The organism is Candidatus Pelagibacter sp. Uisw_136 (genome assembly GCF_047720275.1).
In the GTDB taxonomy this organism is placed as follows: Bacteria; Pseudomonadota; Alphaproteobacteria; order Pelagibacterales; family Pelagibacteraceae; genus Pelagibacter.
In genome coordinates, this window is sequence record NZ_CP159812.1 from 942,682 (window position 1) to 963,363 (window position 20,682).

The 20,682-nt window shown below is 31.3% G+C and carries 18 protein-coding genes; 6 read left to right on the plus strand and 12 right to left on the minus strand.

What is annotated here, in order from left to right; all coding sequences use genetic code 11:
• Position 1: 1 nt before the first annotated feature.
• Genes acnA through ABXT53_RS05145 form a run of 3 tightly spaced genes read right to left on the minus strand, consistent with a single transcriptional unit; the run spans position 2 to position 3,617 of the window.
• Positions 2–2,671 (minus strand): aconitate hydratase AcnA, encoded by a 2,670-nt coding sequence (gene acnA / locus ABXT53_RS05135; protein WP_415290065.1) that lies wholly within the window; start codon positions 2,669–2,671, stop codon positions 2–4.
• A 6-nt stretch (positions 2,672–2,677) separates the two neighbouring features.
• Complete coding sequence (locus ABXT53_RS05140; RefSeq protein ID WP_415290067.1) at positions 2,678–3,268, minus strand: LysE family translocator; 591 nt, start codon at positions 3,266–3,268, stop codon at positions 2,678–2,680.
• Between the two features lie 7 nt (positions 3,269–3,275).
• Positions 3,276–3,617 carry a tRNA-binding protein gene (locus tag ABXT53_RS05145; RefSeq protein ID WP_415290068.1) on the minus strand — a complete coding sequence of 114 codons (342 nt, stop codon included), beginning with the start codon at positions 3,615–3,617 and terminating at the stop codon, positions 3,276–3,278.
• 27 nt (positions 3,618–3,644) lie between these two features.
• Here ABXT53_RS05145 and argE point away from each other — a divergent pair, with 27 nt between their 5' ends.
• A complete protein-coding gene (gene argE / locus ABXT53_RS05150) occupies positions 3,645–4,835 on the plus strand; it encodes an acetylornithine deacetylase (RefSeq protein WP_415290069.1) in 1,191 nt (396 codons plus the stop codon).
• Here argE and ABXT53_RS05155 read toward each other — a convergent pair.
• Both ABXT53_RS05155 and speB read right to left on the minus strand, forming a co-directional pair.
• Positions 4,832–6,268 carry an aldehyde dehydrogenase family protein gene (locus ABXT53_RS05155; RefSeq protein WP_415290071.1) on the minus strand — a complete coding sequence of 479 codons (1,437 nt, stop codon included), beginning with the start codon at positions 6,266–6,268 and terminating at the stop codon, positions 4,832–4,834. The genes argE and ABXT53_RS05155 overlap by 4 nt on opposite strands.
• Before the next feature lie 20 nt (positions 6,269–6,288).
• Positions 6,289–7,248, minus strand: coding sequence for an agmatinase (gene speB / locus ABXT53_RS05160; protein WP_415290073.1), 960 nt, complete (start codon positions 7,246–7,248; stop codon positions 6,289–6,291).
• 57 nt (positions 7,249–7,305) lie between these two features.
• Here speB and ABXT53_RS05165 point away from each other — a divergent pair, with 57 nt between their 5' ends.
• The 3 genes from ABXT53_RS05165 (at position 7,306) to ABXT53_RS05175 (ending at position 9,977) form a co-directional block, all read left to right on the plus strand.
• Positions 7,306–8,043: a putative zinc-binding metallopeptidase gene (locus ABXT53_RS05165; protein WP_415290075.1), complete on the plus strand. Its 738-nt coding sequence runs from the start codon at positions 7,306–7,308 to the stop codon at positions 8,041–8,043.
• Positions 8,043–8,687: a peptidylprolyl isomerase gene (locus ABXT53_RS05170; RefSeq protein ID WP_415290077.1), complete on the plus strand. Its 645-nt coding sequence runs from the start codon at positions 8,043–8,045 to the stop codon at positions 8,685–8,687. The genes ABXT53_RS05165 and ABXT53_RS05170 overlap by 1 nt, the downstream gene beginning before the upstream one ends.
• An 81-nt stretch (positions 8,688–8,768) precedes the next feature.
• A complete protein-coding gene (locus ABXT53_RS05175) occupies positions 8,769–9,977 on the plus strand; it encodes a primosomal protein (RefSeq protein WP_415290078.1) in 1,209 nt (402 codons plus the stop codon).
• On the opposite strand, the gene ABXT53_RS05180 is transcribed toward ABXT53_RS05175, so the two are convergent.
• The 7 genes from ABXT53_RS05180 to ABXT53_RS05210 all read right to left on the minus strand — a co-directional run bounded on the left by ABXT53_RS05180 (position 9,974) and on the right by ABXT53_RS05210 (position 18,761).
• On the minus strand, positions 9,974–12,196 hold the full coding sequence (locus ABXT53_RS05180) for a 3-hydroxyacyl-CoA dehydrogenase NAD-binding domain-containing protein (protein WP_415290080.1): 2,223 nt from the start codon (positions 12,194–12,196) through the stop codon (positions 9,974–9,976). The genes ABXT53_RS05175 and ABXT53_RS05180 overlap by 4 nt on opposite strands.
• Before the next feature lie 55 nt (positions 12,197–12,251).
• Positions 12,252–13,106: an ABC transporter permease gene (locus ABXT53_RS05185; RefSeq protein WP_415290081.1), complete on the minus strand. Its 855-nt coding sequence runs from the start codon at positions 13,104–13,106 to the stop codon at positions 12,252–12,254.
• A 3-nt stretch (positions 13,107–13,109) separates the two neighbouring features.
• Positions 13,110–14,357, minus strand: a complete 1,248-nt coding sequence (locus ABXT53_RS05190; protein ID WP_415290083.1) for an ABC transporter permease — start codon at positions 14,355–14,357, stop codon at positions 13,110–13,112.
• Between the two features lie 84 nt (positions 14,358–14,441).
• On the minus strand, positions 14,442–15,563 hold the full coding sequence (locus tag ABXT53_RS05195) for an extracellular solute-binding protein (RefSeq protein ID WP_415290085.1): 1,122 nt from the start codon (positions 15,561–15,563) through the stop codon (positions 14,442–14,444).
• A 134-nt stretch (positions 15,564–15,697) separates the two neighbouring features.
• Positions 15,698–16,786: an ABC transporter ATP-binding protein gene (locus ABXT53_RS05200; RefSeq protein ID WP_415290087.1), complete on the minus strand. Its 1,089-nt coding sequence runs from the start codon at positions 16,784–16,786 to the stop codon at positions 15,698–15,700.
• A gap of 59 nt (positions 16,787–16,845) precedes the next feature.
• Positions 16,846–18,012, minus strand: coding sequence for a M24 family metallopeptidase (locus ABXT53_RS05205; protein WP_415290089.1), 1,167 nt, complete (start codon positions 18,010–18,012; stop codon positions 16,846–16,848).
• A gap of 5 nt (positions 18,013–18,017) precedes the next feature.
• Positions 18,018–18,761 (minus strand): racemase, encoded by a 744-nt coding sequence (locus tag ABXT53_RS05210; RefSeq protein ID WP_415290090.1) that lies wholly within the window; start codon positions 18,759–18,761, stop codon positions 18,018–18,020.
• Positions 18,762–18,928: 167 nt separating this feature from the next.
• Here ABXT53_RS05210 and ABXT53_RS05215 point away from each other — a divergent pair, with 167 nt between their 5' ends.
• On the plus strand, positions 18,929–20,095 hold the full coding sequence (locus tag ABXT53_RS05215) for an LLM class flavin-dependent oxidoreductase (RefSeq protein WP_415290092.1): 1,167 nt from the start codon (positions 18,929–18,931) through the stop codon (positions 20,093–20,095).
• Positions 20,095–20,682, plus strand: coding sequence for an amino acid synthesis family protein (locus ABXT53_RS05220; protein WP_415290093.1), 588 nt, complete (start codon positions 20,095–20,097; stop codon positions 20,680–20,682). Before ABXT53_RS05215 ends, ABXT53_RS05220 begins: the two co-directional genes overlap by 1 nt.

The following is a 20,682-nucleotide window of genomic DNA, read 5'->3' on the forward strand; positions in this document are numbered from 1 at the left end:
TTTATATCATATTCCTTAATACATATTGGAGTATTCCACCATTTTTATAATACTCTAATTCGTTTTTAGTGTCTATTCTACATAGAGTTTTAATTTTTTTAATATCTCCAGTGGCATATTTTATTTCAACCTGAACATGATCTGATGCATTTATACCCTCTTCTATTTGAAGAACTGTTATAAGTTCTGATCCAATTAATTTTAAATTTATCCTATCGTTTCCTTCAGTAAATTGAAGCGGTAAAACGCCCATTCCAATTAAATTAGATCTATGAATTCTTTCAAAGCTTTCTGCTATTACAACTTTTACACCTAATAACTTTGTTCCTTTGGCTGCCCAATCTCTTGACGATCCTGTTCCATATTCTTTTCCACCTATAACTGCAAGGTCTGTTCCTCTTTTTTTATATTCCTCTACGGCACTATAAACTGGCATCACTTTTTCTTCTGGATAAAGTTTTGTAAACCCACCCTCTGTTCCAGGCGCCATTTCATTTCTTATTCTAATATTTGCAAAAGTTCCTCTCATCATTACCTCATGATTGCCTCTTCTTGATCCATAGGAGTTATAATCTGCTGGAAGTATTTGATGTTCCATAAAATACTCACCTGTTGGACTTTCTTTTTGAATATTTCCTGCTGGAGAAATATGATCAGTTGTAACCATGTCTCCTAAAATCAAAAGTGGTCTTGCATCTTTAATCGACTTAAATCCCTCTGGTTGATCTGGTAAATTTTCAAAGAATGGTGGTTTCTTTACATAAGTTGAACCAGAATCCCAATTGTAAATACTTGTATTTTCAGTTTTAATTTCTTGCCACTGCTTAGGGCCCTCTGAAATATTTGAATATCTTTTAACAAACATCTCTGCGTTAAGAGACTCCCTTAATGTGTCTTCAATTTCTTTATTTGATGGCCAAATATCTTTTAAAAATATATCCTTACCATCTTTGCTTTTTCCTAAAGGTTCCTTGTATAAATCAAATTCCATATGACCAGCAAGTGCATAAGCTACCACAAGTGGCGGTGAAGCTAAATAATTGGCTTTTATATGTGGAGATATTCTTCCTTCAAAATTTCTATTTCCTGATAAAACTGATACAGCATAGATGTTTTCCTTATCTATGGCTTGAACAATTTCTTCCGGTAAGGGACCTGAGTTTCCTATACAAGTTGTGCAACCATATCCAACCAGATTAAAACCAAGTTTGTCTAAAAATACATTCAGTCCTGCTTTTGCTAAATAGTCAGTAACCACTTGTGAGCCTGGCGCTAATGAGGTTTTTACCCAAGGTTTAGTTTCTAAACCAAATTCAACTGCTTTTTTCGCTAACAACCCAGCTCCAATTAATACATTGGGATTAGAGGTATTAGTACATGAAGTGATAGCTGCAATTAATATTGAACCATCTTTAATTTCATAATCTGTTCCTGATACTTTTGAAACATGTTGTTCTTTTCTGCTAGTTGCATCTTCAAAAACTTTTTTAAATCCAGTAGATGCATCTGTTAATAAAACTTTGTCCTGAGGTCTTTTGGGTCCTGAAATTGTTGGAACAACTGTAGACATATCTAGTGATAAAGTATCTGTAAATTCAACTTGATCATTAGCCCACAAACCTTGCTCTTTTGCATACTTCTCAACTATATTAACTGTATTCTCATCTCTTCCTGAGAATCTTAAGTATTTTAATGTCTCTTCATCAATTGGGAAGAAACCACATGTTGCACCATACTCTGGTGCCATATTCGCAATTGTTGCTCTATCAGCAAGAGTTAAATTCTTTAAACCTTCTCCATAAAATTCAACAAATTTTCCAACAACACCTTTGTCTCTTAACATTTTTACAACTGTTAAAACTAGATCTGTTGCAGTAGTGCCTTCTGGCATTTTATTTTTAACTTCAAATCCAATTACTTCAGGAATTAACATAGAAATTGGTTGGCCTAACATTCCAGCTTCAGCTTCTATTCCACCAACCCCCCATCCAAGAACAGATAATCCATTGACCATAGTAGTATGACTATCAGTACCAACTAATGTGTCAGGAAATAAATAGTCCTCATTTTGAAATTTTTCAGACCAGACTACTTTTGATAAATATTCTAAATTAACTTGGTGACAAATCCCAGTTCCAGGAGGAACAATTCTAAAATTATTAAATGCTTGTTGACCCCATTTTAAAAAGGAATATCTCTCACCATTTCTTTTAAATTCAATATCAACATTTTTTTCAAAAGAGTCTTTATTTGCTGATTTATCTACCTGTACAGAGTGATCAATAACTAGATCAACTGCAGAAAGTGGGTTGATTGTATTTGGATCTTTATTTTTTTCTTTAACCGCTTCTCTCATAGCCGCAAGATCAGCTACCGCTGGTATTCCTGTGTAATCCTGTAACAAAACTCTGGCTGGTCTATAAGCTATTTCAGTTAATGACTTTTTTGTCTTCAACCATTCCTTGATTGCTTCTATTTGGCTTTTGGTAACAGATAAATCATCTTCATATCTTAATAAATTTTCTAATAAGACTTTAAGAGATTTTGGAAGTTTTGAAATTCCATCCAAACCATTTTTTTCTGCTTCTGATAAGGAATAATATTTGTACTCAGTATCATTTATACTGATAGATTTTAATGAATTATATGAATTTTTATTTCCTGGTTTCATTTAGTTTTAGATGTAGAACCCTATTATACAAACGATAAGTAGCAATGACATAGCATAATTAAATCGTTTAATAAAATTATTATTTGTAGCAAATTTCCTTAAAAACTTACCTAAAAATGTCCACGAAGTGATACTTAAAAATGCTGTTACACTACAAACTACAATTACCCAAATAGAGTGATTCAAGTAGTTTTCCCCTTGTTCTACAAAATTTGAACTCAATGTAATTCCAGCCATTACTCCTTTTGGATTTATAAATTGAAAGATAAATTTATCAAAAAACTTTACTGGATTTTCAGTTTTCCCATCTGAAGAAATTTTTGAAAATGAAATTTTATAAGCTAGATAAATTAAAAAAATTGTTCCAAGAACTCTGATAATTTCCTGAATGATTGGGTAATTTTTGAAAGTTGATATTAAAACAAAATTAATTAATATAATTAAAGTTGTATAACCAAAGCCAACTCCTAAGATTAATGGTAAAGTTTTTCTGATACCAAAATTAAAACCTGAATATGCCGCAACAGCATTATTTGGTCCTGGTGTGAATCCCAATGATAGAGAAATTCCTATTAATAATAATAATTCTGGATGCATAAAAAAATTAAGCTATTGGAAGACCATTTTCAGATTCTTGAGAAGGGTGAACTAATATAACTTTACCTTCTTTGTCAATCGAACCTAAAATAAGAACTTGTGAAACTATTCCTGCAATATTTTTCTCAGGAAAATTACAAATACCCACAACTTGTTTGCCTTTTAAATTTTCTTCGTTGTAATAATGAGTAATTTGCGCAGATGATTGCTTAACACCTATATCTTTTCCAAAATCCACTTCAATTACTAGTGAAGGTTTTCTAGCTTTTTCATTTTTTTTAACCGATATTACAGTTCCAACTCTAATATCTATTTTATCAAAGTCATCATAGCTTATTTGTTCTTTCATATATTTAATATATAATAGATGCTATTTATGAGTACAGAAAATAGTTCAGATCAATTATTTAATAATTCAGTTAAAATTTTAACTGATTTAATTAGCTTCAAAACAATTTCTGGAGAAGATAATAGCTCTTTGATTAACTATTGTGATGAAATTCTAAAAAAACTAGGTGCAACATCATTTAAAACTTTTGATGATGAAAAAAAAAGAGTTAATCTTTTTGCAACATTAAAGGCTAAACAACCAAGTGGTAAAAAACCAATAATTTTATCTGGTCATACGGATGTCGTACCAGTTTCAAAAGGATGGAGTACAGATCCATTTGTTGCAACGATAAAAAATGACAAACTCTTTGGGAGAGGCGCTTGTGACATGAAAGGTTTTATTGCTTGCACATTGGCATTTGCTCCAATTTATGCAAAAGCTAATTTAGATAGAGATATTCATTTTTCTTATACCTTTGATGAAGAAACTGCGTGTATAGGAGCTCCAATTTTAATTGAAGAGTTAAAAAAAAGAGGAATTAAAGATGGTATTTGTATTATAGGTGAACCAACAAATATGAAAATCATAGATGCTCATAAAGGCTGCTATGAATACACAACTTATTTCGAAGGATTGGCAGGTCATAGTTCTGCACCTCACAAGGGAGTTAGTGCTGTTGAATATGCTTCTAGATATGTAAATAAATTAATAGAATTAAGAGAAGAACTTAAAAAAAGAGCCCCTAAAGACTCAATTTTTGACCCTCCACACTCAACACTTTCAATAGGTGGAATTTTTGGTGGTATAGCACACAATGTAATTGCAGATAAGTGTCATGTTAATTGGGAAACAAGACCGGTGGTTAAAGAAGATGGTGTATTTTTAAATTTAGAATTAGACAAATATGCCAATGAAATACTTTTACCCGATATGAAAAAAATATTTCCAAATTCTTCTATTAGAAAAAATATAATTGGTGAAGTTGTGGGTTTTGATAGAGATGAAACATCTAATGCTTGTGAATTAGTTTCAAGTCTTACTGGTGACAACACTAGAGAGGTAGTTTCTTTTGGGACAGAGGCTGGATTATTTCAAGAAATAGGAATAAGCTCTGTTGTATGTGGTCCAGGTTCAATTGAACAAGCTCATAAAATAGATGAGTTTATAGTTTTAGATGAGCTTAAGAAATGTTTAGATTTGTTAGATGGAATTAAAAATAATTCTATTCCTAATTAATCGTTCCAACCACTAACTACTTTAACTTCTAAATATTCTTCTAGGCCTAATTTTCCAGCTTCACGGCCAATACCTGAATGTTTATATCCGCCAAAAGGAGCGTCAGGAGCTAAACCAGCACCATTAATATCAACCATTCCTGATCTTAATTTTCTAGCAACACGATTAGCTTTTTCTTGATCTTGAGTTTGAATAAAATTTAACAATCCATAAGGAGTATCGTTTGCAATTTCGATTGCTTCTTCCTCTGTTTCAAAAGGTATAATTGATAAAACTGGTCCAAATATTTCTGTTCTTGCAATTTGCATTTTGTTGTTAACATCTGCAAATGCAGTAGGTTTAACAAAATAACCTTTATCTAATCCTTCTGGTTTGCCTGTTCCACCTGCAACTAATTTGGCACCTTCGTCTATACCAACTTGAATTAACGCTTGGATTTTATCAAATTGAGCTTTTGAAACAACAGGTCCGATATGATCACCTTCTTTTGTTGCAACATCAACCTTCATTGAGTTAGCAAAATTTTTTACTCTTTCAACTGTCTCATCATAAATTGATTTTTCAACCAACATTCTTGTTGGAGCATTACAAGATTGTCCTGAATTTCTAAAACATCTAAGAGCACCTCTTTCAACAGCTTCTGCATCTGCATCTTTGAATATAATGTTTGCTCCTTTACCACCGAGTTCAAGGCTAACTCTTTTAAAGTCACTTGCTGCATTTTGAGAGATTAAAGCACCTGCTCTAGTTGAACCTGTAAATGAAACCATGCTTACATCGGGGTGACTTGTTAATGCATTTCCAGTAACTGCACCATCTCCATTTACTAAATTGAATACACCTTTTGGTAATTTAATTTCGTCAATCATTTCTGCTAAAATCATCGATGATAATGGAGCTATTTCAGATGGCTTAAGCACCATTGTACAACCTGCAGCGATAGCTGGTATTACTTTTAAACAAGTTTGATTCATCGGCCAATTCCATGGAGTAATTAATGCACAAACTCCTTTTGGCTCATGTAAAATATTGTTATTAAGAGCATGTTCTCCTAATTTTGCTTCAAATGCATATTCTTTTAAAACTTTTATATAAGATTTTATATGACTAGCTCCAGTTCCAGCTTGTAATTGAGTTGAAAAGTCAATTGGCGCTCCCATTTCAAGAGTTATAGCATTAGCCATATCAGCCCATCTTTTTTTATAAACATCATACAAAGCTTCTAAATATTTTAATCTCTCTTCTTTAGAGGAAAATGCCCATGTTTCAAAAGCTTTAGTAGCAGCACTTACTGCATCATTTACATCTTCTACTCCACCTAAAGATATAACCGCACAGTCCTCTTCGGTTGACGGATCTGTTACGTTAAAATCATTTGGTTTTTTTGGAGAAACCCATTCACCATTGATATAAAATTTTTTCTTATCTAGCATTTTCAGAAACTATCCTTTCTTTATGATTTTGCAAATAAATTTGTTAATTCATAAACAATTGTTGCTGCAGCTAATGAAGTAACTTCAGCATGATCATATGCTGGGGAGACTTCAACCACATCAGCAGAAACAAGATTTAAACCAGACAAACCTCTTAGAACATTGACCATCTCTCTTGTAGTCATACCAGCAATTTCAGGTGTACCTGTACCTGGGGCAAAAGCTGGATCTAAAACATCTATATCAATAGACAAATAAAGTGGATTGTTACCAACTCTTTTTCTAATTCTTTCGGCAATTTTATCTGTGCCTTGTGTTTGAAACTCATCACAGTGAATAATTTTAAAACCAAATTCTTCATCATTTTTAATGTCATCTCTACTGTAAAGAGGACCTCTAATACCAACATGCATTGAAGCATCATCTAAAAATAAACCCTCTTCTCTTGCTCTTCTAAAGGGAGTTCCATGTGTATAAGGAGCACCAAAATATGTATCCCAAGTATCTAGGTGTGCATCAAAATGCACTAAAGCAACTGGGCCATTACATTTTTTATTAATTGCTCTTAATAATGGTACAGCAATTGTATGGTCTCCACCTAGGCTAATTATACCACCAACTTTATTTAATAAGTCTGTTGCTCCAGCTTCAATCTGTTTTATCGATTCATCAATGCTAAATGGATTACAAGTTATATCTCCAGCATCTGCAACTTGCTGCACTTTAAAGGGCTCAACATCATAACTTGGATGATAATTGGTTCTTAAATGTCTTGATGCTTGTCTAATACTCATTGGTCCAAATCTAGCTCCTGGTCTGTAACTAGTGCCAGCATCAAATGGAATTCCAACAATTGCTACATCACAACTTTCAACATCTCTTAATTCTGGTAATCTTGCAAAAGTAGATGGTCCAGCAAATCTTGGGACTTTAGTTCCACTAACAGGTTGAATTGGGTTTCTATTTCTTTCTTTTTTCATTTATAAATAAAATGTACCACATTCTTTGATAATGGAATATCTTCTATCTTTATAATTATGAACTTAATAAGAGCTATTTTACTATTAATTATTTTTATTACCCCACTAAAAGCCAATACTATTTATAATCTCATCAAAATACCTAACTTAGAGATTTATGAAATAAATACTAAAAATAAGCTTAAATATTTTTATGCTGCCAGACCTTTTAGGTTAGGTACTCAAAAAAATATCGTTTGTTCAAATTCAAATAAGAAAGATTTAGGCAAAAAATATAAAATTATTCATAAAAATCTTAGTAGATATTCATACAATTATCTAAAGAAAATTAACCTCAAGTATATTGTTATGTGTGAAAATTTGTCAATTTCAGAATTATATACAGCTGGTATTCCAGATAATGTGATGAAAACATTAATATTGGATATTAAATTTAATGAAGATTACTTTGAAAGAGTGATTCATCATGAAGTTTTTCATGTAATGCATCTTCAACATAAAAATATTTTTAACGAAGAAGAGTGGGTTAAATTTAATAATTCTAACTTTAAATATGCTGAATGTTCTACATGCACAAAAAAAATAAGCTTAGAGCAATACCAAGAAACAAAAGGTTTTTTCACAGAATATTCTAAGTCCACAGCCTCAGAAGATATGGCAGAAGTTTATTCACACATGATCTACTTAAAGAAAAAAGAAATCAACCAAATTCGTAAATCAGATCCTATTTTAAATAATAAAATTTCATATATCGAAAATAAAATAATGGAAATAGATAATTCTTTTACTTTTTGATGATAAAAAAAATTAAAGCCTCTAAATCAGAAAAATTTATTTTTATTTTTTTAATTTTATTAGGTATCACAACTTTATGCACATATTTTATAGTTAAAAATAAATGTTTATTTGTCAAAGATATTGATCCAAAAGATATTATATTTAAGAAGCCAAATAATATTGCAATTTTAAATGCACCTTGTGGAAATGTAATTATAGAACTTTACCCAAATATTTCACCAAATGCCGTTCAAAGATTTATAGTTTTAATTAGATCCAATGCTTATGAAAATATTGCTTTTCATAGGGTAATTGAAAATAAACTCATTCAGGCTGGTGACCTAGAGTTTGGAAAAAAAGGAAATTTAGATTATGGAAAAATTGGTACTGGGAAATCAGGTTTAGGTACAATTAAATCAGAAATCGATAGTAGCTTTTATTACACTAAAGGAAGTGTCGGGTTAGCCCGAACATTTAAGAACGATACAGAAGACAGTCAATTTTTTATAATTCTACAAGATGAACCATTATTTGAAGGTGAATATACACCTGTTGGTAAAGTTCTTTATGGTCTAGAAGTCTTAAAAAAAATAAAATATGAAAGACGCTCAGAGTATATATTGAGACCTGATTTCATTAATTCTTTTAAAATGCTTAATTAATAAAGGATAAAATCTCAAGTTGAACCCATTTTAACCACTCTATTACTTCTCTTTGTAGTCAAAGATTGATGAAGTGGAATTATGAGAAATATCCTAAAAAATACAATTAGGAAAAAATTTAATTTAAGTAAAAAAAAATTAATTGATCAACCATTAAAAATTTTAAAAAAAATTAATATAGAAAAATTAACAAAGTTTACATCATCATCTTTAACAGAAAAATTTAAAAAATTCAAAGAAAGAGCTAAACAAAAAGAACTTCATAGAATTAAATTATTAGAAGAAGAAAGAATTAAAGAATTAAAAAAAGAAAAGTTAGAACAAGAAAAACAAAAAGAAGAAGAAATAAGATTAGTCAAACAAAATGAATTAAATCTAATAAAAGAAGAAAAACAAAAAATAGAGAACCAAGAAAAACTAAAAGTAAAAATTATAAAACAACAACAGCAAATTGAGAGAAAAAAAATTAAACTTGAAGTTAAAAGAATTAAAGCTGAAGAGCAAAAACTAATAGATGAAGAGGAGGAAAAAATAAGACAAGATGATTTAAAATTAAAAGAAGAAAAACTAAGATTAGAATTTTTTGAAAAGCAAAGAATAAGACAAGAACAACAAAGAGCCAAAATTGAAAATGATAAATTAATGGCTCTTGAGAGACAGAATGCCCGTGAAGCTAAACAAAAAATAAAAGATGAGGAAGAAAGATTAAAGAATATTGAGATTGATAAACAAAAAAAAGATGAGCAAAGATTAAATGAAGAGGAACATAAATTAAATTATCAAAAACTAAAACTCGAAGAAATTGAACAAAATATCAAAAAAATTGAGGTTGAAAGATTAAGAGAAAAAGAAATAAAGATATTAAAAGAAGCTGATGAGTTAAGAGAAAAAGAAAAACAACTCAAACTAAAAGAACAATTAGAAATAGAAGAACTTAAGGAATTGAGACTTAATGATCTCAATCAAAGAAAAGCTGAGGAAGAATTACAATTAAAAGAAGAAGGGATAAAATTAGAAAATCTAAGGGAACAAAAAATAATTCAAGCCAGAATTCTTGAAGAGAAAAGAGTCAAAGATGAAGAAGAGAGAATAAAAGAATGGGAAAGAAAATTTGATAAGGAGCAAATAGTAAAAGAAGAAGAATTGATTAAAAAGTTTAATGACCAATTAATTAGAGAAAAAGCAGAAAGTGAAAAAATAATAGAATTTAAAAAAGAAGAAGTAATAGAAGAAAAGAAAGAAGAAATATTAGAAAATGAGGTAAAGAAAGAAGAAGACGAAAGATATTAATTAGTTAAAGGTTTTCCTGTTGCTAGTGTATGTTTAATTCTATCTTGAGTTTCTTTTGTTTCAATTAATCTCATAAATGAATCTAATTCTAATTTAAATAAATCATCTTCTGATAAAATTTTATCAATGGTTGTGTCTCCCCCACTCAAGACATGGGCCAGTTCCTTTGCAACAATAACACCGTGATCATAAATTATTTTTTCATTATAAAGTTTTTCTACAATTTTATTCATTTCTATTAAAACTTCGTTTCCTGGTAGTTTAAATTTTGTCTCTAATGGAGCTTTAAATTCTTTATTCTCATCTAAGATTTTTTTTGAAACTTCTAGTAAACTATTTCTATTCATTATTTTTTTATCTTCTGGTTTTAAATATTTTAATGGCTCTGCTTCAACTGGTGAAGTTGCAGTTTTTCCATAACCAATAATGTCAAACACTTTAAGGGGTGCGTAATGAGGATCTTTTTTAGCTTCATCAGTATCAAGCCATCTTGCCAACATTTCCTTACATCCCCCGCCAGCTGGTATTAATCCAACTATTGTTTCCACTAATCCAACTACAATATTTGTGTGTGAGGCTACAAAATTACTTTGAACCATAACTTCAAATCCACCACCAAGTGTTAATCCTGATGGTGCAGAGATAACTGGATGATTAGAATACTTGAGATGTTTGCAAGTTTCTTGAAAATATCTAATAAATTTTTCTATAGATTTAAAATCATTCTTATTTGCAAAATCCATCGTATAACTCAAATTTACTCCAGCAGAAAATTGCATACTTTCATTTATTATAATCAACGGTTTATCTGTAGCTTTTTTTAAAGCATCCATTGAGTCGTAATCGAGAGCATTTGCTTTAGTAGTAAACTCCACAATATTATAATCATTAAATCTATATATCTGAGCTGAGCTATTTCCGTCCACACTTAATGCTTTTTTTTTAGCTTTTCCAAATGTTTCAATGTCAGTATATTTTTGTCTAGATCCATAAAAATTTTGATTATTGTTTTGAGATAAATTTTCTAAAAAAGTATTTCCTTTAATGTCATCAATCTTACCAAAAAAGGTTTCTACTCCAATCTCTTCCAACATTTCAAATGGACCTTTAGTCCAGTTAAAACCTAGTCTCATTGCTTCATCAATATCATTAAAATCTTTTGTAATTGATGGAACTAAAGACGAAGCATATTTAATAATCTTAGAAATAACAGACCAAGCATACTCACCGTACTTATCTTCTCTTGAGATTAATTTTTTAAGATCTACTTTATCTAATTTAATATTAATCTTTTTACTTGCTGAATACTCTCCAGTTTCAAGATTAATTGCTTCCATAACTTTAACTTCAGCAGTTTTATTAACCCTGTAAAACCCACCCTTGCCTTTTCGGCCAGTATACCCAGTTTCAATTAACGTCTTTACTAAAGGAATTTCTTTTGCAACTGCTTGAAAAGGATCATTTTCTGGTAATTCTTTAATAAAACTTTTTAAAACATCAGCCATCAAATCAATACCAATTAAGTCATAAAGACCAAACACGCCTGTTTTTGGTATACCCATTGGTCTTCCAAAAATTGCATCAGCTTCTTCTATGCTCAGTTTCATTTTAAAAGCTTCAGTCATTGCGACTTGCATTGCAAAAACACCTATTCTATTTCCTAAAAAACCTGGAGTGTCATTACAAATAATTGCACCTTTTCCAAGTTCTGTTTCACAAAAATTTTTCAAAGAGTTTATTTTATCTAGATCATTATTCTCATTTTTAACTATCTCTAATAACCCCATGTATCTAACTGGATTAAAAAAGTGTGTAATGCAGAAATCTTTTTTTTCTTCTTCTGATAAATGTTCAGATAAGACTTTAATAGGTATAGATGAAGTGTTTGAGGATACTATTGCACCTTTTTTTCTCTCCTTAAATATTTTTTTATAAATATCATGCTTGATATCTATTCTTTCAACAACAGCTTCTACTACCCAGTCAGCTTCTTTTACTTCGCCAAAATTATCTAAAATATTTCCTACTTTAATGTTATTTATTTTGGACTTATCTAATAAAAGTGGAGGTCTTGATTTGTGAATTTTATCTCGTGCTTGCTCGCTTATTTCAGTTTTTAAGTCTAATAAAGTTACTGGGATATTTGCATTACATAAATGTGCTGCAATTCCACTACCCATAGTACCTGAACCAATAACTACTACTTTTTTAATTTCCATAAAATTTTAAATTGAACGGATGTTTATAATAAAAAAAATGAACTTAGTAAATAAATTATCTATTAATTCCTCTTAGTCTTTCAGATCTTCTTCTTAAAAGTTCTGCGCTAACTAGAATTAATGTAGACATTATGATTAAGCATGTTGCTACTGCCATGATTGTTGGGCTTAACTGCTCTCTTAGGCCAACCCACATTTGAATTGGAATAGTAGTGTTTTCTAGTCCTGCTAAGAATAATACAACTACCACTTCATCAAATGAAGTTACAAATGCAAATAGTGCCCCAGAAATAACACCTGGTAAAATTAATGGTAATGTTATTTTCATAAAAGTATTTACTGGATTACTTCCCAAACTTGTAGCAGCTCTTGTAACACTATGATCAAAACCTGTTAATGTTGCTGTTACTGTAATAACTACAAATGGTGTTCCTAAAATAATGTGTGCTAAAATTATTCCTGTATGTGTTGCAGCTAAACCTACTTTTGCCATGAAGAAAAATATTGCTGTTCCAGAGATAATTAAAGGAACAATCATTGGTGATATCAATAAAGCCATGAATGCTGCTTTGTAAGGCATATGCCTACTACTCAAACCTAATGCTGCAACAGTTCCAAGAATTGTTGAACCAATAGTTGCAAAGAAAGCTATGATAATACTATTTTTTGCAGCAAGTCCCCATGGGTTTTTAGTTCCATAAATCATGTCCTCATACCATCTTAAAGAAAAACCATCTGGATCAAGTGCTAACATTTTTGCTGAAAAGTGAATGTATTGCTCAGCATTAAATGAAAGAGGTAAAATTATAAACAATGGTGCAATTAAAAAGAAAAATACCAACCCACAGATAGTTAAATAAGTGTAGTGCCAAATTCTATAATTCCATGATGTATAATTTGGTAATGACATAATTTATCCTAATTTAATATTATCTATCCCTACTAATTTATTATAAATCCAGTAAATAGTTAAGACACCAACCAACAGCATTGTGCCTAATGCAGCTGCAAATGACCAATCTAAAGAACTTTTCATATGATAAGCAATTGTATTACTAATTAAGGATCCACTTGCTCCTCCAACTAATGCAGGAGTTATATAATAACCTATTGCTAAAATAAAAACTAACAAGGATCCAGCACCAATTCCAGGAACTGTTAATGGAAAATATATTTTTCTAAATGCTACAAATGGTGTTCCACCTAAAGATTTTCCAGCTCTCATTAAGCTTGGAGATATTGTTTTCATTACACTGTAAAGTGGTAATACCATAAAAGGTAGTAAGATTTGAGTCATTGCAACAAAGGTTCCAATTACATTGTACATTAACTCAGGCCTATTATCGTTTGCTGCAAGTCCAAGCCATACAATTAAATCATTAATTGGGCCTTGTTGCTGAAGTAAAACCATCCAACTTGAGGTTCTAACTAGAAGTGATGTCCAGAATGGAAGTAGCACACATATCATTAGTAAATTACTATATTTCATAGGCAATGTAGCTAATAAGTATGAAATTGGATAAGCAAGTATGAAACAAAATATAGTTACCCAAAAAGCAACTTTGAGAGTTCTTAACCATAGTATCTTATGAATTCTTCTATCTTCATCTTGTTGAATTATTTTTCCATCTTGATTAAACTTTAGATCCACACCTTTTAGATATTTAGCATAAGTCCAATTTGGTGCAGCATTCTTTAAAGCAACCAAATATTCAGGTTGGCCCCATCTCTTGTGAACACTTATAAATTGTTCTTTATAATTACCTTCTTCAAATTTTCCAAGTTTTCTAACTGTTTTTTTAATTAAGCTACTAAATCCACCTTTTTCATAATTCAGTCTTGCTATAATCTTACCGTAAGTTTTAGTCTTTTTTAAATATGCTAAATCTTCATAAAGTGCTGCATATACTGGTTCATCAGGTAAATCTTTACCATCCCATTTTTCAATCTCTGTAAAGGTATTTGGCAGCATTTTAGTAATCATACGATCATCGACACTTCTAAATAACATGTCGCCTATTGGAAATACGTATGTGATTACAAGAAATAAAAATAATGGCGCTACAAGCATCACTGCTTTTAATTTATTTTTTCTTTCAGCTTTCTTTAAGCTGACCTCTAGAGGTAAACCGTCTGATGATAATATTTGTTCTGTACTCATATTTTAAATTCTTTAAAAAAAAAGGGCGGTTATTTCGTAACCGCCCTAGTATTTTATAATAAAAACTTAATCTATAAAACTAAATTATAGTCCAGCTTTCATTGCTTCCCATTTCTCATTGATTTCATCTTGGTTATCTGCCCAGAAATCAGGATTCATTAGGATATATTTTTTTGTATTAGCAGGTGCTGTAGGCATGTGTTGTACCATGCTTGTTTTACCATCTTTATACCATGGCTCTCCAGCATCTATAATAGCGATTGAAGACTTTCTCCAAGGAGCGTAAGCAATATACTTAGCACTTCCAGCTAAACCTTCAGTACTTGTCATTTCTCTAAGTACTTTCATAGCTTCACCGTTAGCATCGTTAGGTCCACCTTTAACCATTGCAAAGTATTCATAGTCAAGAATTTGTCCATCCCATACTTGTACAAGAGGAGTTCCTTCCATTTGCGCATTAAAGAATCTACCGTTCCAACCAGTTGCCATTACTACTTCACCGTTAGCAAGTAATTCAGGCGGTTGAGCTCCAGCATTCCAGAATACACATCCACCATTTGGATCAGTACAAAGGTCTGTAATCATTTTCATTGCTCTGTCAATTCCACCATCAGCTTCAAGTTTTCTGTAAGTTAAGTCAGAACCTTTACCAGGGTTTACACCGTCTGCAGTGATAGCAATTTCTAAGTTAGACATTGCACCTTTGTAAATTGATCTTTTTCCAGGAAACTTCTTAGTATCAAAAAAGTCTTTTAGTGTAGTAGGTTTTTTGTCACCAATTGTTGCGTCATTGTAAGCATAGTTCCAAGAGTACAAGATGTTTCCAACTGCACATTTAGAAGGCATGCTAGTGAAGAAGTCTTGACTTGCAGGAGTTCCATCTGGAGCAGGTGCGAAGTCTTTATCGAAATCGAATTCAACAAAAATTCCTTCGTCACAACCAATGATAGTATCTTTTGCGTATACATCAATGATGTCCCAAGTGATTTTTCCAGCTTCTTTTTGAGCTTTAATCTCTGATAATCCACCTGTGTAATCTACCCAGTTTACAGCTATACCTAATTTTGCCGCTGTAGGATCACCATACCCTAATTTTTGACTTTCAGTGTAAGCACCACCCCAAGACACTACAGTAACTGCAAATGCCGAAGTCGTGATAGAAAGTACAAAAGATAGAGCAAGTAATAGTTTACTTAGTTTTTTCATTTTCTCTCCTATTTAACGTTAACGTTTGTTATTTTATAAAGTGAAAGTAAAACAATATAGGCCTGTTTAGTCAACAGCCAATTATGGCTAATTTGCCTTTATTTTATTTAAGTTTTTTTAGGTAATTTTTAAAATTATTTTGGATCTAAAGCTCTACAGTCAACACTGTTCCAGCCTATATTAAGTACATTACCTTTTTTAAGGTCTAGTCTTGCAGTGCTATTTGGTACTTTAAGGATAAAATCTTTATTGCCGAGTAAATCAACTCTAAGTCTTGTGTGATCACCATGATAAATTATTTCTTCAATTTTACCTTTATGATTATTGTCCATTTTATCTGTAGGATCTATAATTGCTCTTTCAGGTCTTAGTGAAACTTTAGTTTTATCACCTTTTGCTTTTACAGCAACTGGATTAGCTAAAATTTCTGTACCATCTTCTAATTTTACTTTGCATTTATCACCTGAAATATCTGCAACCTGACCTAAAAATTTATTATTTTCTCCAATAAACTCAGCTACAAAAGAATTAACCGGTTTTTCATATAATTCATCAGGGCTTGATAGTTGCTGAACTTTACCATCATTGAAAACTGCTATTCTATTTGACATTGTTAATGCTTCAGTTTGATCGTGTGTTACATAAACAACAGTTACACCAATGCTTTCATGAATATGTTTAATTTCATATTGCATACTCTCTCTTAAATTTTTATCTAATGCACCAAGTGGCTCATCCATCAATACTACCTGTGGATCAAAAACTAATGATCTTGCAACAGCAACACGTTGTTGTTGTCCACCAGATAATTGCATAGGCATTCTTGCTTCAAAACCATGAAGGGATACCATTGATAAAGCTTTATCAATTTTTTTATCTGCTTCATCTTTTGGGATATTTCTAACTCTTAATGGAAAAGCTAAATTTTCATAAACAGTCATGTGTGGAAATAATGCATAATTTTGGAATACCATTCCAATTCCTCTTTTGTGAGGTGGAATGTTTGAAATTACCTTACCATCTAGATAAATTTCTCCATGAGTTGGAGTTTCAAAACCAGCAAGCATCATTAAACAAGTTGTTTTACCAGAACCTGAGGGTCCCAACATAGTTACAAACTCACCTTCTTCAATGTCTAGATTCAATCCTTTAACGACTAATATTTTGCCGTCATAGCTTTTGTCTACATTGTCAAATTTTACAAATTCTTTATTTTTTGTCATATTTTTAAAGTGAATTTAGAACATTTGTTTACTTATTTATCAAGTTTTTTTTATTTCAATTACTTAATATGCAGGTCTTTTGAAAAATTACAAAATAACTCACACCCTTTATCAGTTATCCGTATTGCTTCTGATGCTTCAACGCCCCACCCTCCAAATTGCATTACAGCAATCATATGAAAAGTAACATTTGGTTCTAAAATGGTCATATCACCTTTTGATATATTTAAGGTATGCTCACCCCAATCAGGTGGGTAACCAATTCCTATTGAATAACCAGTTCTTGAGGTTTTTTCTATTCCATATTTATCTAGAATTTTCCAAAAAGCTTGAGCTACATCATCTGCTGTTTGTCCAGGTTTTGCAGCATCTATTCCAGCTTGAAGAGCCTCATTTGTTTTATTCATAGTATCAATTTTAATTTGATCAGGTTTTCCAAGTAAAACTGTCCTAGCCATTGGGCAATGATATCTTTGATATACCCCTGAAAGTTCAATAATTGTAGCCTCACCCTCCACAAACTTATCTTGTGTTGCTGTTAAATGTGATGCTGAAGTACCTTTTCCTGTTGGAAGTAGCGTTGCAATACTTGAATACTCACCTCCAAATTCTGGAGTTCCATAAAATAATGCTTTTTGAATTTCACCTACGGCATCGCATTGTCTGACACCAGGATTTATAACATCAATTGCTGTTTGCATTCCTTTTTGAGAAATTATTGCTGCAGACTTCATAAGTTCTATCTCTGCATTAGATTTAACAACACGAGCCCAATTAACCAATCTTTCAGAATCTTTTAACTTAACATTTGGTAGCCCTTGTTTCATTTTTTCATAACAATAAGCTGTAAAATAATGACTATCCATTTCTAAACCTATTGTAAGTTTATCCCATTTTCTTTCTTTTATAATTTCTACTAAATTATCGTAAGGGTGCACTGGCCAAGTATGAATATATTTTTCGTCATAAACTAAAATATTTTCATTTTTTAAATAAGTTTTTATATAAGCTCCACCTGAGTCTTGCTTTCTAACCCAGCATAATGGTTCATCAGCATTCACATGGACAATTACAGCTTGAGCATAATAAAATGACCAAGCATCATAGCCAGTTAAATAGTTCATATTGGCTGTATCACTAGAGATTAATAGTTCTATGCTTTTTTCTTGCATTGCGCTTTGAACTTTTTTTAATCTTGCTTTGTATTCTTCTTTGCTAAAATTCATATAGCTTAACTATTAAATAATTTTCCAAAACCGTCAATCTTTTCTTTATAATTAATTGCATTAAGAGAATCCCAGATTAAAGATTGATTGCTTGATAGAACAATTTTATTTAGTTTTTTTTCTAACTTATCAATTATAGATAATACTGGTAAAGCCGTACAAGACACAAATAATGCCTCACTATCTACAAGATCTATTTTTGACAAGACGTCAAATAAATGATCCTCATCAACTTTTCCAATATCTAAATCAGAATCAATATCAAAATAAGTTAAAGAACTAATACTAATGTTTTCTTTCTCAAAGTAATTAACTACAGAATCATTTATTGTTTTTGTATAAGGTGTAAAAATAGATATCTTATTAATGCCTAATTTATTTAATGCTTTAATAGCTGCAGTTATTGGTGTTGTTACCTTTGCTTCTGGTTTAGCTAAATTTACTTTTTTTTTTATCACATCATATCCAGCTGCAACTGTTCCAGACGTGCAGCCATATGCTACACAATCTATTTTTTGATCTGGTAAAATATCTTTTGTAACATCAGTAATGTTATCTGACATTTTGGCTAACATTTCATTGGTTAGAGGATTATAACAATGAATTCTATTTACATAGAGATCAATGTCTCTTCCATAGATCACATTATTAAAATCCTTTTCAATTCTAAAATCACTACCTAGCGTTATAAGACCGATTCTTGGGTTGGATTTTGAAATATATTTTGGCTCAACCTTGTTTAATTTCATAAATTACCTGTAATATTTTGATTAAATATATATTGAATAAGGAGTCTAGTTAAAATAGAGTTTAGTAAAAGCGTACATAACTCGTCGTTACTTAAGGTTTAAACGGTACTAAAGAATACGAAAGTGGGATCAGTCGTCTTTAAATTTAATTATTTAAGGAGGTTTGAATGAAGTTTGGATATTTTTGTAACACTACTAACTGGGATCATAAACCATACAATCAATTACTAGATGAGACCAAAGAAATCACTACCTACTGTGATGAAAATAATTGGGACTCAATTTGGTACACAGAACATCACTTCAATCACGAAGGAATGGAATCTTGTACGAACCCTTTAATGATGGGAGTAGACGCTGCTGCAAGAACTAAACAAATTAGAATAGGTCAAGCCTGTAATGTAATTACTTTTCATAACCCCATACGTCTTGCAGAAGACATAGCTTTGTTGGACCAACTATCAGGTGGGAGAGTTGACGTTGGTATTGGAAGAGGAATATATGGCAGAGAAGCTATCAACATGAACAAAGAGGCTGACTTAAAAGATCAAGCAAAAAATTTTAGATTATTTGATGAAACTTTAACAGTGATGAAAAAAGCATGGACTGAAGAATTTTTTAGTCATCAAGGTGAGTTTTATACCTACCCTACTCCTGGTTTTACTTGGCAACATGATATGAGTCCACCTAGTGATAAATTTTTAGATACCAAAACAAGTGAAATTAAAAAAATTAGTGTTGTTCCAAAACCAAAGCAACAACCACACCCTCCTATATGGCAAGTAGTTGATGGAGCGAGATCGATTGAATGGGCAGCACAAAATGGATTAAACACTATAATGTGGATACCTACTGTTAAAGCTTTAAAGAAAAGATTTGAGATTTATAGAGATGCAAAATCTAAAGCAGAAAATAGAGATGTACCATTAGGAGAGGGTGTATCTTTAGTTAGAGATATGTTTGTAGCAGAAACTATGGAAGAAGCAGAAAAAATGGCTGGTGAACATATTGTTAATTATATGAAATGGGTTTGTCATTGGAGAGGATTGGGAAATCATATGAATCCAGATGAGGAGTTACCAGAAACAAAACATAAATTGGATTTACTTAATTATGATTTTTTACATAAAAGAAATTTATTATTTGGAACACCTGAATATGTGGTTAATAAAATAAATGAATTAAAATCTGAATTAAATTTACAAAACTTGCAAGTATGGTCTAACTTTCCTGGTATAGAGCATGATGCTTGCATGAGAAGTATAAAACTGTTTAATGATGAGGTAATACCAAAAATTAATTTAGATAATTCAAATATAGAAAAGGCTAGTTAATGAAACTTGAATTAAGAAAACTTGCAAAATTTGTTGATAAAACTTTTATTGAAGGTGGTAAGGAAGCCAAAGAACCTGTTTTACTAGTTTCGGTTGCTGCTGTATTTAAAAATCCATGGCATGGAAAAGGCTTTGTTGAAGACTTAAAACCAATCATTTTAGATTTAGCTCCCAAATTAGGTACTATTCTAGTCTCTGAATTAATAAAAGAAATGGGCACTCCTGAAAAAATTTTAGCTTATGGTAAGGCTGGAACTGTCGGACTTAATGGTGAAATTGAACATGCATCTGCATTTATCCACACTTTAAGGTTTGGTAATAAATTTAGAGATGCTGTTGGTGGGACATCTTATTTAAGTTTCACGAACACAAGAAGTCCCGCTGGTTCTAAAATGTCAATTCCGATGATGCATAAAACAGATTCTGGTCTAAGGCCTTATTATCTTACACATGAATTTACTATACACGATGCCCCTTTTGATGATGAAATAGTAATAGCAATAGGTGGCGCGTCAAGTGGTAGAGCTCATGCTAGAACTGGCGATAGATATCAAGATATGAAGGAAATGGGACTGGATCCTAAATAA

What these genes read in the sequence shown, in the direction of transcription:
- ABXT53_RS05210 (WP_415290090.1), bottom strand. Translation starts at nt 18,761, where the DNA reads ATGAAATTAAACAAGGTTGAGCCAAAATATATTTCAAAATCCAACCCA.
- acnA (WP_415290065.1), bottom strand. Translation starts at nt 2,671, where the DNA reads ATGAAACCAGGAAATAAAAATTCATATAATTCATTAAAATCTATCAGT.
- ABXT53_RS05200 (WP_415290087.1), bottom strand. Translation starts at nt 16,786, where the DNA reads ATGACAAAAAATAAAGAATTTGTAAAATTTGACAATGTAGACAAAAGC.
- ABXT53_RS05155 (WP_415290071.1), bottom strand. Translation starts at nt 6,268, where the DNA reads ATGCTAGATAAGAAAAAATTTTATATCAATGGTGAATGGGTTTCTCCA.
- ABXT53_RS05165 (WP_415290075.1), top strand. Translation starts at nt 7,306, where the DNA reads ATGAACTTAATAAGAGCTATTTTACTATTAATTATTTTTATTACCCCA.
- ABXT53_RS05170 (WP_415290077.1), top strand. Translation starts at nt 8,043, where the DNA reads ATGATAAAAAAAATTAAAGCCTCTAAATCAGAAAAATTTATTTTTATT.
- ABXT53_RS05195 (WP_415290085.1), bottom strand. Translation starts at nt 15,563, where the DNA reads ATGAAAAAACTAAGTAAACTATTACTTGCTCTATCTTTTGTACTTTCT.
- ABXT53_RS05190 (WP_415290083.1), bottom strand. Translation starts at nt 14,357, where the DNA reads ATGAGTACAGAACAAATATTATCATCAGACGGTTTACCTCTAGAGGTC.
- ABXT53_RS05175 (WP_415290078.1), top strand. Translation starts at nt 8,769, where the DNA reads ATGAGAAATATCCTAAAAAATACAATTAGGAAAAAATTTAATTTAAGT.
- argE (WP_415290069.1), top strand. Translation starts at nt 3,645, where the DNA reads ATGAGTACAGAAAATAGTTCAGATCAATTATTTAATAATTCAGTTAAA.
- ABXT53_RS05220 (WP_415290093.1), top strand. Translation starts at nt 20,095, where the DNA reads ATGAAACTTGAATTAAGAAAACTTGCAAAATTTGTTGATAAAACTTTT.
- ABXT53_RS05140 (WP_415290067.1), bottom strand. Translation starts at nt 3,268, where the DNA reads ATGCATCCAGAATTATTATTATTAATAGGAATTTCTCTATCATTGGGA.
- speB (WP_415290073.1), bottom strand. Translation starts at nt 7,248, where the DNA reads ATGAAAAAAGAAAGAAATAGAAACCCAATTCAACCTGTTAGTGGAACT.
- ABXT53_RS05205 (WP_415290089.1), bottom strand. Translation starts at nt 18,012, where the DNA reads ATGAATTTTAGCAAAGAAGAATACAAAGCAAGATTAAAAAAAGTTCAA.
- ABXT53_RS05185 (WP_415290081.1), bottom strand. Translation starts at nt 13,106, where the DNA reads ATGTCATTACCAAATTATACATCATGGAATTATAGAATTTGGCACTAC.
- ABXT53_RS05215 (WP_415290092.1), top strand. Translation starts at nt 18,929, where the DNA reads ATGAAGTTTGGATATTTTTGTAACACTACTAACTGGGATCATAAACCA.
- ABXT53_RS05145 (WP_415290068.1), bottom strand. Translation starts at nt 3,617, where the DNA reads ATGAAAGAACAAATAAGCTATGATGACTTTGATAAAATAGATATTAGA.
- ABXT53_RS05180 (WP_415290080.1), bottom strand. Translation starts at nt 12,196, where the DNA reads ATGGAAATTAAAAAAGTAGTAGTTATTGGTTCAGGTACTATGGGTAGT.